The organism is Stenotrophomonas maltophilia group sp. Smal13 (assembly GCF_030236855.1).
Classification (GTDB): domain Bacteria; phylum Pseudomonadota; class Gammaproteobacteria; order Xanthomonadales; family Xanthomonadaceae; genus Stenotrophomonas; species Stenotrophomonas maltophilia_A.
In genome coordinates this window covers 72,354-88,621 of record NZ_JASJSQ010000009.1, presented here as the reverse complement: position 1 = coordinate 88,621, position 16,268 = coordinate 72,354, and the positions used below count along the sequence as shown (strand labels likewise).

Below are 16,268 nucleotides of genomic sequence, written 5' to 3'. Positions count from 1 at the left end.
AACTCCTACGGACGACGGAAGCGGCGGTCGGCGGCGGTGATGAATCCGCCCAGGGCCATCAACAGCGCGCCCAGCCAGATCCAGCGCACGAACGGCTTGATGTGCACCCGGACCGCCCATGCATTGTTGCCCAGCGGCTCGCCCAATGCCACGTAGACATCACCATCGAGGCGTGCATCGATGCCGGCCTCGGTCATCACCTGGCCGCCGCTGGCGTACTGGCGCTTTTCCGGATGCAGCAGGGCCAGCTCGCGGCCGTTGCGGAACACGCGCAGGTGGCCGCGGTCGGCGATGAAGTTCGGTCCTTCACGATGGTCCACGCCCTCGAAGCGCACCTCGTGGCGGCCGACCACCACCTGTTGGCCCGGTGCCAGCGCCACTTCACGCTGTACGTTCAGGGCTTCCACCAGCAGCGCACCGGCCAGGAACACGGCGATGCCGGCATGGGCGACGATCATGCCGAGCATTTCGGCGGTGAAGCGGCCATTGCCGCGCAGTCGCTGCCAGACGAAGCGTGCGGTACCGAAGCCGACCCAGACCGCGGCAGCGACACCGAGACCGGCCTTCCAGCCGTTCTGCGGCGCCTGCCACCAGGCCAGCGCACCCAGCAGCACCGCCAGCCCCAGCCAGGGTGCCAGCAGCGCGAACGCGCGCGAGGGCTGGTCGCGTTGCCACTTCACCAGCGGGCCGAACGGCAGCAGCAGGATCATCGGTGCCATCAGCAGCAGGAACAGGCTGCCGAAGTAGGGCGGGCCGACCGAGATCTTGCCCAGCGACAGTGCATCGGCCAGCAACGGATACAGTGTGCCGAGCAGCACCATCGCGCAGGCGGTGGCCAGCAGCAGGTTGTTGGCCAGTAGCAGGGTCTCGCGCGAGGTGGCGGTGAAGCCACGGCGCGGATCGTCGGCGTCCACGCTGAGCTGGCTGGCACGCAGCGCGTACAGCAGCAGGCTGCCGCCGACCAGCACCGACAGGAACACCAGGATGAACAGGCCGCGCGACGGATCTGCAGCGAACGAATGCACGCTGGTCAGCACACCGGAGCGCACCAGGAAGGTGCCGAGCAGCGACAGCGCGAAGGCCGCGATCGCCAGCAGCAGGGTCCAGCTGCCGAAAGTGCCGCGCTTCTCAGTGACCGCCTGCGAATGGATCAGTGCCGCACCGACCAGCCACGGCATGAAGCTGGCATTTTCCACCGGGTCCCAGAACCACCAGCCGCCCCAGCCCAGCTCGTAATACGCCCACCAGCTGCCCAGCGCGATGCCCAGGGTCAGGAAGCCCCAGGCGACGTTGGTCCACGGCCGCGTCCAGCGCAGCCAGCGCGCGTCGACGCGGCCTTCCAGCAGTGCCGCCACCGCGAACGCGAACGGCACAGCAAAGCCCACGTAACCGATGTACAGCATCGGCGGATGGATGATCAGGCCCGGGTCCTGCAGCAGCGGGTTGAGATCACGGCCTTCCAGCGGGGCCGGATTCAGGCGCAGGAACGGGTTGGAGGTGAAGATCAGGAAGGCGAGGAATCCGACGCTGACGATGCCCATCACCGCCAGTACACGCGCCTGCACCGGTGCCGGCAGATGCCGCGAGAACAGCGCCACCGCGCCGGTCCACAGCGCCAGCACCAGCGCCCACATCAGCAGTGATCCCTCGTGCGCACCCCACACCGCCGAGTAGCGGTAGATCATCGGCAGCAGCGAATTGGAGTTCTCGGCCACGTAGCGCACCGAAAAGTCCTGCTGCACGAATGCGGCGGTGAGCACCGCGAAGGCGCCGGCGAGCAGCAGCAGCTGTGCGAAGGCGGCTGGCCGTGCCACCGCCATCCATGCCGTGTTGCCGCGATGCGCGCCGACCAGCGGCAGGCCGGCCTGCAGCAGTGAGGCCAGCAACGCGCACAACAACAGGATCTGACCCAGTTCGGGCAGCACTCAGCGCACCTCGGGTGCCGTCACCGGCACGTCATGCTTGCGATGGGCGTCGCCCATCTTGTCGGCCACTTCCTTGGGCACGTACTTCTCATCGTGCTTGGCCAGCACCTCGTCGGCGACGAACACATCGTCCTGCAGGCGGCCACTGGCGACCACCGCGGTGCCTTCGGCGAACATGTCCGGCAGGATCCGCGACGTGGTCACCGCCAGCTGGGCATCGCCGTCGGTCACTTCAAAACGTGCTTCCAGCGAACCGACCGGGCGGTTGAAGGAGCCCTTCACCACCATGCCGCCCAGGCGGAACCGCGACTGCGCATCGACATCGCCGCGCAGCACTTCCGAAGGCGTGTACAGGTAGGCGATGTTGCGCTCCAGCGCCATCGCCACCAGCGCGGTGGCCAGGCCGGAGGCGAGCAGGGCCAGCAGTACCCAGACCAGGCGGCGACGTTGTACCGGCGTCATCGTTCCAGCTCCGTCGACAGCGGCGCCGCAGCGTCCTGTTTGACGGCGCGGGTCTGCTGCCGCTGCTGGCGTGCCAGCGCCAACCGGCGTGCCACGCGCAGGCGCAGCCACGAACCGATGGCATCGGCGCCGAGTACCAGCACGAACACGGCGTAGGCGCCGATCACATAGGGCAGGTGGGTCATGATTGGGCCTCCCCGGCCGCACGTGCGGCATCGACGCGACCACCGACCCAGGCCTTGCCGGCCTCGCGGTCGAGATTGTCGGCGCGGGCCTTGGCCAGCACCGAACCAGCGAACCAGAACTTGGTGCCGATCACCATCCACCACAGTGGCGCGATCATCGCGCTGCTGATCGCCGATTCACCGAACACGTTGATCGACTGGCGCTGGTGCAGGCCGCCCCACCAGTCCACCGAATAGCGGATCACCGGCAGCAGGCTGACTCCGACGATGGCCAGCAGGCCGGCTGCGCGTGCGGCGCTGCGGCGGTCTTCGATGGCGTGATACAGGCCAATCACGCCCAGGTACAGGAACAGCAGCACCAGCTCACTGGTCATGCGCGGGTCCCAGTCCCACCAGGTGCCCCAGGTACCCTTGCCCCAGATGCTGCCGGTGAGCAGGGTGATCAGGGTGAAGCCGGCACCCATCGGCGCGCAGGCCATGGCCAGGATCTCGCAGACCTTGATCCGCCAGATCAGGGCGATGGCCGCATACAACGCCATCAGCGCGAACACGAACAGGCTCATCCAGGCACTGGGCACGTGGATGTAGAGGATGCGGAAGCTGTCCAGCTGCTTGGCTTCCGGCGGCACCACCAGCAGCGCCTGCCACATGCCGACCAGCAGCACCGGCACCGCCGCGAGGTAGAACACCCGCGACCAGCGGGCAGCGAATCGGTCGAACGTGGGGGGCGAACCGAGTTGGTGGAACCAGCGGACAATCGGATTCATGCGTGGCGGCTATCCAGCAGGGGTGGATTGGCTCTCAGCTCGGTCAACTCAGAGAAATACGTATTGCAGCGGCGGTGGCCAACGGCGCCAGCACCAGCGCGACCAGCAGGCCGGCGCCCAGCATCAGCAGCGCACCGACCGGATCCTGTCCGCGTCCCGCCGCTGCCAGGCTGCCTGCACCGAACACCAGCACCGGCACGTACAGCGGCAACGACAGCAACGCCACGAGAATACCAGAGCGCCGGATGCCTACGGTCAGTGCAGCGACCACGCCACCGATCAGGCTCAGCAACGGTGTTCCCAGCAGCAACGATGCCAGCAACATCGGCAGCTGGTCATGCGGCAGATGCAGCATTTCGGCCAGCAACGGGCTGACCACGATCAGCGGCAGCGCAGTGGTGGCCCAGTGCAGCAGCACGCGCACCAGCACCAGCCAGGCCAGCGGCACCGGCGCCAGCAACCATTGCTCCAGCGAGCCGTCTTCGGCATCGGAGCGGAACAGTGAATCCAGTGACAGCTGGCCGGCCAGCAGCACGGCCAGCCACAGCACCGCGCCGGCGGTGGCGGCCAGTAGTTGCGGTTCGCGGCCCTGGGCGAGCGCGAACAGCACCACCACCAGTACCGCGAACAGCAGCGGCTGCAGCGCATCGCCGCGGCGGCGCCAGAGCAGGCGCAGGTCGCGCTTGAGCAGGGCCGCTGCGGTCTGCCACAGGCCCGGTTCGGTGCCTGGCGCGATCATGCGGTACCGCCCAGGTCGAGCTGGCGGGTACGCACCGGCGGTGCGGCATAGGCGCCGTGGGTGGTGACCAGTGCAGCGCCGCCGGCACGCAGATGCGCGGAAATCATCCGGTTGACCAGGGTGATGCCCTCCAGGTCGAGGTTGGCATAGGGTTCGTCGAGCAGCCACAACGGCGCCGGTGACAGCCAGATGCGTGCCAGTGCCAGCCGCCGCTTCTGTCCGGCGGACAGATGCCGAACGAGAGTGTCCTCATAACCGGCCAGGCCGACGATGGCCAGCGCGTTGCCCGGCATCTGCCGTGCGCGACGGCCGTGCAGGCCACACAGGAAATGCAGGTTCTCCAGCGTGTCCAGATCGGGCTTCAATGCGGGCAGGTGGCTGAGGTAGGCGACGTAACGCGCGCGCTCGGCATTGCCGGCCGGCCTGCCATCGATCTGCACCTGCCCGGCACCAGGCCGGGCCAGGCCCGCCAGCACGCGCAGCAGGGTGGTCTTGCCGGCGCCATTGCCGCCCTGAACCAGCAGGGCTTCGCCGGCGTCCACATGGAAGTCCAGCGGGCCGAACACCGGCTCGTCATTGCGGGAAAAGCTCAGGCCGCTGGCGGCCAGCAATGCAGGGGTGTTCAAGGGGCAAAGGTCTTCATGCCGGAGTGCGGCGGCAATTGTAGCGGTGAATTCACAGGGTAGTACCGGCCGCTGACCGGCAGGTGCGACCCAGCGTCGCAGATTGCCTGGGGTTGCCGGCCAGCGGCCGGCACTACCGAAGCAGGGATTGCGTAAACTCAGGGGTCTGTCTCCCCATATCCCCAGGCCGATGCAACCCACCACCAAGCTGCCCAAGGTCGGTACCACGATCTTCACCGTGATGTCCCAGCTCGCCGCCGAACACGGCGCAGTCAACCTCGGTCAGGGGTTCCCGGACTTTTCCGCACCGCAGCGCCTGATCGATGAAACCGCCAGGGCGATGGCCGCCGGGCTGAACCAGTACCCGCCGATGACGGGTGTGGCGCCGCTGCGCCAGGCCATCGCGCAGAAGGCGTTGGACTGCTACGGCGCGCAGGTCGACGCGGACAGCGAAATCACCGTCACCAGCGGCGGCACCGAGGCCATCTTCAACGCTATTCACGCTGTGGTGCGTGCGGGCGAGGAAGTGATCGTGCTCGACCCGGCGTATGACTGCTATGAACCGGCGATCGATCTGGCCGGCGCCAAGGCCGTGCATGTGTCGCTGGATCCGCAGACCTTCGCCGTCGACTGGGACCGCGTGCGTGCGGCGATCACCCCGCGTACCCGCATGCTGATCGTCAACACCCCGCACAATCCGTCCGGTGCGATGCTGTCGGCGCAGGACATGCAGGCGCTGGCCGAGCTGCTGCGCGGCACGCAGATCTACCTGATCTCCGATGAGGTGTACGAACACATCATCTATGACGGTCGCCGCCACGAGTCGGCGCTGCGCTACCCGGAACTGCGCGAGCGCGCGTTCGTCATCTCCAGTTTCGGCAAGACCTACCACTGCACTGGCTGGAAGATCGGCTATGCGATCGCCCCGCCGGCGCTGACCGCCGAGTTCCGCAAGGTGCACCAGTACAACACCTTCACCAGCTTCGGCCCGGCGCAGTACGGCTTCGCCGCGATGATCCGCGACGAGCCCGAACACCACCTGGAGCTGGGTGCGTTCTACCAGGCCAAGCGCGATCGTTTCCGCGAACAGCTGGCCAGCACCCGGCTGAAGGCGCTGCCGGTGCCGGGCGGTTACTTCCAGTTGGTCGACTACTCGGCCATCAGCGACCTGCCGGACCATGAGTTCGTGAAGTGGCTGACCATCGAGAAGGGCGTCACTGCCATTCCGCTGTCGCCGTTCTACGAAAATCCGCCGGCCGGCCAGCGCCTGGTGCGCCTGTGCTTCGCCAAGAACGAAGCGACCATGGACGCGGCGATCGAACGCCTGCGCCTGCTCTGAGCGGAGGGTTGAACATGCAGGACCTGCGCATTTCCCTCGTTCAGGGCGACACCCGCTGGCACGACCCGGCGGGCAACCGTGAGTACTACGGCGCGCTGCTGGCACCGCTGGCCGGCACCACCGATCTGGTGATCCTGCCGGAGACCTTCACCAGTGGCTTCTCCAACGACGCCATCGCCCAGGCCGAAGGCATGGACGGCCCGACCGTGGCCTGGGTGCGCGAGCAGGCCAAGGCCTTGAACGCGGCGGTCATCGGCAGCGTGCAGCTGCGCGAGGGCGAGGGCGTCTACAACCGCCTGCTGTTCGCCACCCCCGACGGCGAGCTGCAGTACTACGACAAGCGCCACCTGTTCCGCTATGGCGGCGAGCACGAGCGCTATGCGGCCGGCCGCGAGCGCCTGAGCGTGGAATGGAAGGGCTGGCGGATCAATCCGCAGGTCTGCTACGACCTGCGTTTCCCGGTGTTCTGCCGCAACCGCTACAACGTTGAACGTCCACAGCAGCTGGATTTCGATCTGCAGATCTTCGTCGCCAACTGGCCGTCGGCACGTGCCTATGCGTGGAAGACACTGCTGCGTGCACGTGCGATCGAGAACCTGTGCTTCGTTGCCGCGGTGAACCGTGTCGGCGTCGATGGCAACCAGCTGCATTACGCCGGTGACAGCGCGGTGATCGACTTCCTCGGCCAGCCACAGGTGGAAATCCGCGAGCGCGAACAGGTGGTCACCACCACCATCTCGGCCGAGGCGCTGGCCGCACACCGTGCGCGCTTCCCGGCGATGCTTGATGCCGATGCCTTCCACCTGGACGAGCAGGCCTGAGCGATGGCCTGAACGCCGCCGCACCAGCACGCGCGCCTGCATTCAACGTGCACGCGCGCGCTGCTAGATTCGCCGCCAGTCCGACCGAACTGGAAGTCCTGCCATGAACACGTCCTTCGCCCTGCTGCTGGCCCTGTCCGCCGCATCCCTGGCCCCGGCCGCGCACGCCGCCGGCAACCTCGACTGCGAGCTGCGCTACAACCTCTCCGGCTGGTCGCTGATCTACAAGACCGCCTCCGGCAATGGCACGGTCACCTGCAGCAACGGCGCCAGCATGCCGGTGCGCATCCAGATGAAGGGCGGCGGCCTGACCGTGGGCAAGTCGAAGATCACCAACGGGCGTGGCAGCTTCACCGGCGCGGTCAGCGTCAACGAACTGCTGGGTACTTATGCCTCGGTCGGCGCGCATGCCGGTGCGGTGAAGTCCAGTAACGCACAGGTGATGACCAAGGGTGATATCTCGCTGGCCCTGTCCGGTACCGGCAAGGGCTGGGACCTGGGCGTGGACGGCACCGCGTTCACCCTCAGCCGGCGCTGAGGCGCGACGGCTCGGCAGATCTCCAGCTGATGCGGATGTAGTGCTGTTCGGAATCGCTCAACAACCGTTCGACACCGAAACCATTCTTGAGCAGTTGTGCGGTCACGTCTTCGACGAGCTGCTCGCTGGCCATCACCTGGCTGAAGCCGAACACGAGATAGCGGCGGCCATTCTCCGAGCCGATCTGGATCGAGTTGTCGAGGTCGCGGTAGAACTGTTCGATAGGGCGCTTGGCGGCATCGGCGTTGGCGCGTGCCTGTTCGGCGGTAATGGTGATCATGGGCATCTGCCTGGTGTGGGAGAGCGCGCACGATAGCCAGCGCCCTGATGTGAATTCCGGGCGTGGCGCACAATGCCTTGTGTTTGCAGCAATTCCTAACATGCGGTGTGAGCGTCGATCCGCGCCGGAAAAGTGCCGCGCGACGGTGAGCATCCTGCATCGACATGAGGTCATCGGTCAGGCATGGGTTCCAACGGCAGTGGAGGCGTGAAACGCGCCGCCCACAGGGGATCCTGCGGCCATCCGATGCTGTGGGCGCTCATGCATTTACATTTCCTTGACCCTGCAGTAACCCCGCAATGCCTAACAGGGACGTCCCAGCGATTCTGCTGGGATCATTGGAGACGCTGGAATGGAGTTCAGAACGTCCGTGCTGCTCGTGGCCCTCATCGCCACGCCCGCCATCGCCCACGCCGAGGTCTGCCTGTCTGACAGCGGACTCGTTGTGCCGTGTCCTAGCCTGTTGCCGCATCCGGTGACGGCCAGATTCGAGATCGGCACCCTGCCGCGTGTGGCTGGCTCGCCGTCGGAAATCTACATCACAGGCGGCGGCCAGGTGGATGGAACGAGTAATTTCTCGGTCTATGCCAATGGTCAGTTCCTGTGCCGTACCAATGACAATTACGACGGTGGCAACACCACGCCCATCCGCCATTGCACCGCGACCATCGCAACACCCGGAACCTATGTGATCTCGGCGTCGCGCAACAGTCCTGGCAACTTCCTCGCGCCGATGGACGAAGTGATCAACGTGCAGTAACCCGCTGTTCGCTGATCCAGGCCCCGGGGCAGGGACCTCGGGGCCCCTGCTGCCCGCGTGGCAGCAGGAGCGAGTCTTTCATCGTTACGATCGGCAGTCAGGCCTTCCGCCGTCGACTGACCGATCCCGCTGCAGCCACAAGGCCAGCAGGCCACACACGATGAGGGGCGGTGCCAGCAGCTGCACTGCACCGACCAACGCCATTGCCGCGCCGATCAACAGGTAGTAAAGCAGGCCGAACAGCGCGCCTGCGCTGCCGAGACAGTGTGGATAGCCGCGCAGGGCCTGGCCGAGCACATTGGGAATGGCAAGGCCGAAGCCAGTCACCACCGGCACCATCGCCGCGACCAGGGCAGGGTGATCATGCAGCAGCGCGGCCAGCAGGCCTCCCGTCAGAACCAGGCCTGCGGCGATGCGGATGCGCGTGGTTGCGGCAACGCCTGCACGCAGCAGGCGGCCATTGCCCCACGCGCCCAGTGCCGAGCCCAATGCCAGCACCGCGCCGCTGGCGCCGAACCAGGTGGCTGGCCAGTGCAGGCGCGCAAACAGGAAGGGGCCGAGTGCATACCAGCTGTACATCGCCACGTTGAAGGCCATCACCAGCAACGCGTGTGACCAGATCCAGCGATCGTGCAGCAGTTCCCGCAGCAGCGGCAGCATGGGCGTGTGCGGGATATGTGCAGGGCGGCTTTCGCGCAGGCCAGCCAGGCATGCGACTGCCAGCAGGGCAGCTATCAGCAGCAGGCCGGACTGTACGCCGAGATAGCCATTGGCGGTGACCAGCAGCGTGCCCAGTGCAAGACCGATGGCCGGGCTCAGGGCGAGGGCCATGCCGATCCAGGAGAATGCCTGCGCCAATGCCGGCCCCTGCAGATGGTCGCGCAGCACGGTCTGGGTGACCACCGAAGCGGCGGCGGCGCCGACTGCGGCCAACGCCTGGGCCAGCAGCACCTGGCCGAAGCTGCCAGCCATCAGCCCGCCCAGTGCAGCCACTGCGAAGACGCCGAGGCCACAGAGAAGGGCGGGGCGACGACCGATACGATCGGCCAGGCGCCCCCACAGCAGCACGCCTGCAGCGAAGCCGAACAGGTACAGGCTCATGGCCTGGCTGGCGGCACTCGGCGGCAGGGCGAAGCGTTCGGCCAGATCGGCCAGGGCCGGGCTGTACAGGGTCTGTGCCAACTGCGGAAACATCAGCAGTGCAATGGTGAGCAGCAACAGGCGGCGCGACATGCGGGCGCTCCAGGAACAGGGCCGCGCATTGTGATTGCGTCCGCAATGGCGCACTCTGTCTATCCTGTCATCGAATGCATGAAATCAGACATGGCCTGGTTGCAGCCTGATGCGCACTTCGACGCCGATGCCTGGGGCGCTCCGGTGCTGGGTATCGCGGCCTCATTGGCCGATCACGACTCGGGTTGGCACCAGCATGCGCGCGCGCAGCTGCTGTACACCCGGCAGGGCTGTACGCGCCTGACCTACGGTGATCGCATCAGCCTGCTGCCGCCCGCGCGCGCAGCGTGGATTCCGGGTGGGCTGCGCCATCGCGCGCAGATGCGCCAGGCGGTCGACTACCGTTCGTTGTACTTCGATGCCACCCTGTCGGCCCAGCTGCCCCGCCAGCCGGCCATCATCGGCGTGGGCCCGCTGCTGCAGGCCTTGCTGGAGCCGATCGCGCAGGCACCGTTCGACCATGACTGGCAGTCGCCGCGCGCACACCATCAACTGGCGTTGTGCGTGCTGGAAATCGTCGCTGCACCGGTGGCGCCGATGGACCTGCCTCTGCCGCGTGATCCGCGGATCGCACGTTGTCTGCCGCTGGCCGAACAGTTGCCGCCCGAACTGGGCGAATTGGCCGCGCGTGCGGACCTGAGCGTGCGTACCGTTGGCCGGCTAATGCAGCGTGATACCGGCATGAGCTACCAGGCCTGGCGCCAGCAATGGCGCCTGATGCGGGCCATGGAGCTGCTGCTGCTCGGCCATCGCGTCGCGCATGTGGCGCAGGACACCGGCTTCTCCGCCGAGAGCCCGTTCATCGCCTTCTTCCGCAGCATGACCGGCACCACACCCGCCGCGTTCCAGCGCCACGCAAAAGGGGACGGAGGGGATTAAGTCGCTTTCGCCCCTTCGACACACGCCGTGGCAAAAAACGACTTAATCCCCTCCGTCCCCTTTTTAAAGAAAAACCCCGGCCGGAGCTGGGGTTTTTCATTTCAGTCGGATCGCTGATCAGCCGCCGCGCGGGCCGCTGCGGCGCGGGCCGCCCGGACCGCGGTTGCCACCGGGGCCGCCCGGGCCTCGGTTGCCGCCCGGACCACCGGGACCGCGATTACCGCCCGGGCCACGGTTGTTGCCACCGCCCGGACCGCGACCGCCCGGACGGGCGCCCTGCGCCGGCTTCGGGCTGCCATACGGGTTGAAGCCCGGGGTGGCGTGGTCGGACGGGAAGCTCGGGGCATTGCCCGGATGGCCGTACGGGTGCTTGTTGCCCTGGCCCTGCGAGCGGTTGCCCGCGCCGGCCGGACGACCTTGGCCGCCTGCGCCGCCACGGCCTTCACCGCCGAAGCCGCCACGGCCCTGGCCGCCACCGGCGCCAGCACCCGGACCCTTCGGCTTGCCGTACGGACGGCCCTGGCCGCCTGCGCCCGGACCACGGGCACCCGGGCCACGTGCGCCCGGACCGGCATTGCGATGGCCGCTCGGGCCGGTGCTCACGCCATCCGGCACGTACCAGGTGCGGAACGCGGCCGGATTGCCTTCCGGCAGCGAACGGTCGTTCTTCTGGGCACGCTGCTTGAACGGCTTCTGCGACTGCTTGGCCGCCGCTTCGCCGCTGACCGTCAGGCCGCCCTTGAAGCCGCCGCCCTTGCCGCCGCGACCACGGCCGCGGTCTTCGCGGACGTTGTCGAAACGACGCAGCTCGCGGCCTTCGTCAGCGGTGTTGTGACCGTTGACGTAGGCGTTGCCGCGGCCACCTTCGCGCACGCGCACGGTGGTCTTGGCGGCACGGCGCTGGCCGATCACCGGCTGCAGGGTCAGTGCCGACGGTGCGCCTTCTTCCAGCTTCAGCTGCGCACGCAGGGCTTCCACCTGCGCGGTGCCCAGTTCCACTGAATGGCCACGGGCCAGTTCGCGCGGCAGGCTCACCTTGCCGTAGCGGGTGCGCTTCAGGCGGCTGACCTGGCAGCCCTGCGACTCCCACAGGCGACGCACTTCGCGGTTGCGGCCTTCCTTCACCACGACGCGGAACCAGTCGTGCGAGTCGGTGCCGCCGATGCGTTCGATCTCGTCGAACTTGGCCGGACCGTCTTCCAGCGCGACGCCACGGGTGAGGCGGTCGACGATGGCGTCGGAGACCTTTTCCTCGCCTTCCGGCGCGCGCACGCGCACCACGTATTCGCGCTCGACCTCGAACGACGGGTGCATCATGGCGTTGGCCAGTTCACCGTCGGTGGTGGCCAGCAGCAGGCCGGTGGTGTTGATGTCGAGGCGGCCGATCGCGATCCAGCGCGCGCCCTTCAGCGGCGGCAGTGATTCGAACACGGTCGGGCGGCCTTCCGGATCATCGCGGGTGGTCACTTCGCCTTCCGGCTTGTTGTAGACCAGCACGCGCGACGGCTCGGCCAGGGCGGTGGCGACGAAGCCACGGCCATCCAGTTCGATCTTGTCGCCGCTCTTGACCGACATGCCGGTCTGCGCGACTTCACCGTTGACCTTGACCAGGCCTTCGGCGATGCGCTGTTCCAGCGCGCGGCGCGAGCCAAGGCCGGCCTGTGCCAGCACCTTGTGCAGGCGTTCTTCCAACTTGAACTGTTCGGAGGTGGCTTCGCGCTTGAGCGAGAGCTTGTTCAACGACAGCTTGCGAGGGGTGTCACTCATCAGTTTTGCTCCGGCCGACGGTTTCGAGGTCGGCCTCTGGTTCGGAATCGGCTTGGTCAACAGCCACGGTCGTCATCGCGACGGCGTTGTCTTCGCGTTCGTTCACTGGCACCGCGCGCTCGCCCGGCGCGGAATCGGGGTGCCCATCATCGAAGGGCGAAGGTGCTTGCTCATCGGAGGCCGACGCAGGGGCTGCATCGACGGAATCAGGGGTGTCACTGCCGGCCTGGCCGGCATCATCGTTTGCGGCAGCGCCTTCGGCGCCGGCCGAGAGGTCAGGGCCATCGGCGCTTGCCGCCGCCGGTGCATCGCGGTCCAGGGACAGCTGGGGTTCCAGCTCGCCCAGGTCCTTCAGTTCCGACAGTGGCGGCAGCTCATCCAATCGCTTCAGGCCGAAATAATCCAGGAAGCCCTTGGTGGTGCCGAACAGCGCCGGCTTGCCGGGTACGTCGCGGTGGCCGACCACGCGGATCCACTCGCGTTCTTCCAGCGCCTGGATGATGTTGCTGCTGACCGCCACGCCGCGCACCTGCTCGATCTCGCCGCGGGTGATCGGCTGCCGGTAGGCGATCAGCGCCAGGGTTTCCAGGGTGGCGCGGGTGTAACGGGTCTTGCGTTCGGTCCACAGCCGGCTGATCCAGCCATGCACTTCGCCGGTGACCTGGTAGCGGAAGCCGGAGGCGACCTCGACCAGTTCCACGCCGCGGCCTTCGCAGGCTTCGCGCAGCCGTTCCAGTGCGCGTTCGATGCTGCCCGGCGGTGCCGGTTCCTCTTCCGGGAACAGGTCCTTCAGCTGGGCCAGGGTGAGCGGCTGGCTGGAGGCCAACAGCGCACCCTCGACAATGCGGTCGATCAGCGATTGATCCATCGGCAGTCAGCGCTCACTCGTCCGCATTGGCGGCGTCGTTGTCGTCGAACTCGCTGCTGAACTGCAGCGGGGCGTTGGTGTTGCCGGCGGCCAGCGATTTCACGTAGATCGGCGCCAGCGGTTCTTCCTGGACGATGTCCAGCAGCTGTTCCTTGGCCAGTTCCAGCACCGCCAGGAACGTGACCAGCACGCCCAGCTTGCCTTCTTCGGCCGTGAACAAGCCTTCAAAACGATAGAACTTGCCATCTTCCAGGCGTCCCAGCACTTCGCCCATGCGTTGCCGCACGCTCAGTGCCTCACGCTTGATGGCGTGGCCGCTGAACAGCTCGGCGCGCTTGAGCACGTCGTGCAGCGCCAGCAGCATCTCCTTCAGGTCCACCGGCGGCGGCAGTTTCACCGTAGCGCGTTCGGGCATGAAGGCATGGGCCAGGCTGGTGTCGCGGTCCTGGCGGGGCAGGGCGTCGATGTCCTCGGCGGCCTGCTTGAAACGTTCGTATTCCTGCAGCCGGCGCACCAGCTCGGCGCGCGGGTCGGCTTCATCGCCTTCCTCGCTGACCGGGCGCGGCAGCAGCATGCGCGACTTCACCTCGGCCAGGATCGCGGCCATCACCAGGTACTCGGCGGCCAGCTCGAAGCGCAGCTCGCGCATCACGGTGATGTATTCCACATACTGCCGGGTGATCTCGGCGACGGGAATGTCCAGGACATCCAGGTTCTGGCGGCGGATCAGGTACAGCAGCAGGTCCAGCGGGCCTTCGAAGGCATCCAGGATGACTTCCAGCGCGTCCGGCGGAATGTACAGGTCCTGCGGAATCTGCAGGACCGGTTGCCCATGCACCACGGCCAGCGGCATTTCCTGCTGCTGGGGGGCGGGCGGCCGGGTTGGCGGGTTCGCGTCGAGCGCGAGTTCGGAAGTCATCTAATGGACATCAGGATTGCAACGGACCAGTCGCGGCACCGGGTTCGCCGGGCCAACGCCACGGAGCCCCAGGGCACCAGACACGCCGGGATCGGCGCGATTCCACACATATCAAACAGCAGGACGCGCCGCAGGAAACGGCAGCGACGGAACTACGGGGAGGTCGTCTACGTGGCCCGGCCAGGTGGTCCGGTTTGAAGCAGCGGGACGGTCGTCGGGGGCTGCGTTGGCCGCAAAAACCGACGGGCTGCTGCATCCAGCCACGTGCAATGGAGTCTAGGGTAAGCCTTTGTTGCGCCAGTGTCCAGCCGGGCCGGGGCAGGGGCCGCATTGGCTAGAATCTGCGGACCCGACAACGCAAGCGAGGAAATGCCGGTGTGGTATGTGATCGAAGGGTATGACGGCCAGGATGTGCTGGCGCAGCGGCTGCAGGCGCGGCCGGAACACCTGGCGCGGTTGCACGCGCTGCGCGACGAGGGACGCCTGCTGCTGGCCGGCCCCTGCCCGGCGGTGGACAGTGAAGACCCCGGCCCGGCCGGTTTCAGCGGCTCGGTGGTGATCGCGCAGTTCGAGTCGCTGCTGCAGGCCCAGGCCTGGGCCGACGCCGACCCGTACGTGGCCGCCGGCGTCTACACCCGCGTGCAGGTGCGACCGTTCCGGAAGGTGTTGCCGTGAACGCGGAACGGATCTCGCGAATGCGTGATGCGCTGCAGCATGCGCTGGCGCCGAGCGTGCTCGAGATCGAGGACGACAGCCATCGCCACGCCGGCCATGCCGGTGCGCGCGATGGCCGCGGCCATTTCAACGTACATGTGGTCAGTGAACGCTTCGCCGGACTGGGCCCGCTGGCCCGGCATCGCGCGGTGTACGCCGCGCTGGGGACGATGATGGAGACCGATATCCACGCGTTGTCCATCCGCGCGCAGACCCCGTCAGAACAGGGCTGAGCCCTTGTCCCACGCTGTCCTGACGGGTCCCTGCGGGGGCTCGCTGCAGACAGATTTCCATGTCCATTTCGGGACATTCGCCTAACGGACTGTTTACAAGCCCAGATGGAAACGCTTACATTCCGCGCCAATGCTGGTAGGTCCAAGCCGTGGAGGGCGGCTTCGTGAACAAGGCAGCTATCACAATCAAAGACGTCGCTCGCGAAGCCCGGGTCTCCGTGGCCACGGTTTCCCGCGCGCTCAACGGGCATGAAAATGTCGCCGAACCGGTCCGCCAGCTTGTGCTGGAGGTGGCCGCACGGCTGCGTTACACCCCGCACGCCGCCGCCCGCAGCCTGAGCAGCCGCCGCACCAATACGGTGGGCGTGGTACTGCCTGACCTGTACGGCGAATTCTTCTCCGAACTGATGCGTGGCATCGACAATGTCGCCCGTAGCCGTCGCCAGCACCTGCTGGTGTCCAGCTACCACGGTGACCAGGAGCAGCAGGGCGCGGCCCTGCGCGCCATGCGCGGCCGCGTCGACGGCCTGCTGGTGCTCTCGCCCTATGCCGAGAGCCCCGGTTTCCTGACCGACAACCTGCCGCAGTCGTTGCCGACGGTGTTGATCAACACCTATCTGCCCGGGCAGGACCACCCGGTGCTGAGCATCGACGACCATGCCGGTGCGATGGCGATGACCCGCCATCTGCTTGACGCCGGCCACCGTCGCATCGCTTTCATTTCTGGCCCGGATCTCAACTTCGACGCGCGCGAGCGCCTGCGCGGCTTCCGTGACGCGCTGGCGGCTTTTGGCGGTGGCGCCGAGGGCATCGAGCTGCCCGGTGATTTCGACGAAGCTTCCGGCCATCGCGCCGGTCAGGAGTTGCTGGCAGCCGGAGCGCTGCCTGATGCCGTGTTCGCCGCCAACGACATGATGGCCCTGGGATGCCTGTATGCATTCACGCAGGCCGGTGTCCGTGTTCCGACCGATGTCGCCCTGGCGGGTTTCGATGACATTCCACTGGCGCGTTTCGTCCACCCGTCGCTGACCACCATGCAGGTCAGCATCGCCGAGCTCGGCGACCGGGCCATGACGCGCCTGCTGCAGTTGATGGACGGCACCTCCACGGACGGGACAGGGGACAAGCAGACCCTGGTTCCCCGCTTGATAGTTCGCGATTCCACCACTCCGCCATCGGGCCATTGAAGCCAGAGGCGTTCCTTCTTTTTTGATTG

The 16,268-nt window shown here is 67.0% G+C and carries 19 protein-coding genes; 8 read left to right on the top strand and 11 right to left on the bottom strand.

Going from position 1 to position 16,268, the window contains the following annotated elements; genetic code table 11:
* Positions 1 to 5 precede the first annotated feature (5 nt).
* The 6 genes from QRO95_RS05335 to ccmA are packed head-to-tail and all read right to left on the bottom strand — an operon-like array spanning position 6 to position 4,704.
* A complete protein-coding gene (locus QRO95_RS05335) occupies positions 6 to 1,925 on the bottom strand; it encodes a heme lyase CcmF/NrfE family subunit (protein ID WP_071229731.1) in 1,920 nt (639 codons plus the stop codon).
* The gene (ccmE, locus tag QRO95_RS05330) at positions 1,926 to 2,387 is read right to left on the bottom strand and encodes a cytochrome c maturation protein CcmE (protein ID WP_032129787.1); all 462 of its coding nucleotides are present in this window, start codon (positions 2,385 to 2,387) and stop codon (positions 1,926 to 1,928) included.
* Positions 2,384 to 2,572, bottom strand: a complete 189-nt coding sequence (locus QRO95_RS05325) for a heme exporter protein CcmD (RefSeq protein ID WP_032129786.1) — start codon at positions 2,570 to 2,572, stop codon at positions 2,384 to 2,386. The genes ccmE and QRO95_RS05325 overlap by 4 nt, the downstream gene beginning before the upstream one ends.
* A complete protein-coding gene (ccmC, locus tag QRO95_RS05320; protein WP_049460760.1) occupies positions 2,569 to 3,339 on the bottom strand; it encodes a heme ABC transporter permease CcmC in 771 nt (256 codons plus the stop codon). The genes QRO95_RS05325 and ccmC overlap by 4 nt, the downstream gene beginning before the upstream one ends.
* A 43-nt stretch (positions 3,340 to 3,382) precedes the next feature.
* Positions 3,383 to 4,078: a heme exporter protein CcmB gene (gene ccmB, locus QRO95_RS05315; protein ID WP_032129785.1), complete on the bottom strand. Its 696-nt coding sequence runs from the start codon at positions 4,076 to 4,078 to the stop codon at positions 3,383 to 3,385.
* The gene (gene ccmA / locus QRO95_RS05310) at positions 4,075 to 4,704 is read right to left on the bottom strand and encodes a heme ABC exporter ATP-binding protein CcmA (protein WP_032129784.1); all 630 of its coding nucleotides are present in this window, start codon (positions 4,702 to 4,704) and stop codon (positions 4,075 to 4,077) included. The genes ccmB and ccmA overlap by 4 nt, the downstream gene beginning before the upstream one ends.
* Before the next feature lie 187 nt (positions 4,705 to 4,891).
* Here ccmA and QRO95_RS05305 point away from each other — a divergent pair, with 187 nt between their 5' ends.
* The 3 genes from QRO95_RS05305 (at position 4,892) to QRO95_RS05295 (ending at position 7,399) form a co-directional block, all read left to right on the top strand.
* On the top strand, positions 4,892 to 6,040 hold the full coding sequence (locus QRO95_RS05305; RefSeq protein ID WP_032129783.1) for a pyridoxal phosphate-dependent aminotransferase: 1,149 nt from the start codon (positions 4,892 to 4,894) through the stop codon (positions 6,038 to 6,040).
* Positions 6,041 to 6,054: 14 nt separating this feature from the next.
* Positions 6,055 to 6,861: an amidohydrolase gene (locus tag QRO95_RS05300; RefSeq protein WP_125894435.1), complete on the top strand. Its 807-nt coding sequence runs from the start codon at positions 6,055 to 6,057 to the stop codon at positions 6,859 to 6,861.
* 103 nt (positions 6,862 to 6,964) lie between these two features.
* Positions 6,965 to 7,399 carry a hypothetical protein gene (locus QRO95_RS05295; RefSeq protein WP_032129781.1) on the top strand — a complete coding sequence of 145 codons (435 nt, stop codon included), beginning with the start codon at positions 6,965 to 6,967 and terminating at the stop codon, positions 7,397 to 7,399.
* Here the strand turns inward: QRO95_RS05295 and QRO95_RS05290 are convergent.
* Entirely contained in the window at positions 7,386 to 7,679 is a 294-nt protein-coding gene (locus QRO95_RS05290) for a hypothetical protein (RefSeq protein WP_285301851.1), read from the bottom strand. The two genes, QRO95_RS05295 and QRO95_RS05290, sit on opposite strands and share 14 nt — an antisense overlap.
* 352 nt (positions 7,680 to 8,031) lie before the next feature.
* Between QRO95_RS05290 and QRO95_RS05285 the strand changes: the two genes are divergently transcribed.
* Positions 8,032 to 8,439 carry a hypothetical protein gene (locus QRO95_RS05285; protein ID WP_010486702.1) on the top strand — a complete coding sequence of 136 codons (408 nt, stop codon included), beginning with the start codon at positions 8,032 to 8,034 and terminating at the stop codon, positions 8,437 to 8,439.
* 84 nt (positions 8,440 to 8,523) lie between these two features.
* Here QRO95_RS05285 and QRO95_RS05280 read toward each other — a convergent pair whose 3' ends face one another.
* Positions 8,524 to 9,672, bottom strand: coding sequence for an MFS transporter (locus QRO95_RS05280; protein ID WP_285301850.1), 1,149 nt, complete (start codon positions 9,670 to 9,672; stop codon positions 8,524 to 8,526).
* 90 nt (positions 9,673 to 9,762) lie between these two features.
* Here QRO95_RS05280 and QRO95_RS05275 point away from each other — a divergent pair, with 90 nt between their 5' ends.
* Positions 9,763 to 10,551 (top strand): helix-turn-helix transcriptional regulator, encoded by a 789-nt coding sequence (locus QRO95_RS05275; protein ID WP_071229736.1) that lies wholly within the window; start codon positions 9,763 to 9,765, stop codon positions 10,549 to 10,551.
* Between the two features lie 117 nt (positions 10,552 to 10,668).
* Here the strand turns inward: QRO95_RS05275 and QRO95_RS05270 are convergent, their stop codons facing one another.
* Genes QRO95_RS05270 through QRO95_RS05260 form a run of 3 tightly spaced genes read right to left on the bottom strand, consistent with a single transcriptional unit; the run spans position 10,669 to position 14,105 of the window.
* A complete protein-coding gene (locus QRO95_RS05270) occupies positions 10,669 to 12,318 on the bottom strand; it encodes a pseudouridine synthase (RefSeq protein WP_049401107.1) in 1,650 nt (549 codons plus the stop codon).
* Positions 12,311 to 13,186 (bottom strand): SMC-Scp complex subunit ScpB, encoded by an 876-nt coding sequence (gene scpB / locus QRO95_RS05265; RefSeq protein ID WP_285301847.1) that lies wholly within the window; start codon positions 13,184 to 13,186, stop codon positions 12,311 to 12,313. The genes QRO95_RS05270 and scpB overlap by 8 nt, the downstream gene beginning before the upstream one ends.
* A gap of 13 nt (positions 13,187 to 13,199) precedes the next feature.
* On the bottom strand, positions 13,200 to 14,105 hold the full coding sequence (locus QRO95_RS05260; RefSeq protein WP_006456456.1) for a ScpA family protein: 906 nt from the start codon (positions 14,103 to 14,105) through the stop codon (positions 13,200 to 13,202).
* Between the two features lie 375 nt (positions 14,106 to 14,480).
* On the opposite strand from QRO95_RS05260, the gene QRO95_RS05255 reads away from it, so the two are divergent.
* The 3 genes from QRO95_RS05255 to QRO95_RS05245 all read left to right on the top strand — a co-directional run bounded on the left by QRO95_RS05255 (position 14,481) and on the right by QRO95_RS05245 (position 16,239).
* Entirely contained in the window at positions 14,481 to 14,780 is a 300-nt protein-coding gene (locus tag QRO95_RS05255; RefSeq protein WP_032129789.1) for a YciI family protein, read from the top strand.
* A 20-nt stretch (positions 14,781 to 14,800) separates the two neighbouring features.
* Positions 14,801 to 15,052, top strand: a complete 252-nt coding sequence (locus QRO95_RS05250; protein WP_032129775.1) for a BolA family transcriptional regulator — start codon at positions 14,801 to 14,803, stop codon at positions 15,050 to 15,052.
* Positions 15,053 to 15,201: 149 nt separating this feature from the next.
* The gene (locus QRO95_RS05245; RefSeq protein ID WP_032129774.1) at positions 15,202 to 16,239 is read left to right on the top strand and encodes a LacI family DNA-binding transcriptional regulator; all 1,038 of its coding nucleotides are present in this window, start codon (positions 15,202 to 15,204) and stop codon (positions 16,237 to 16,239) included.
* The last annotated feature ends 29 nt before the right edge of the window (positions 16,240 to 16,268 follow it).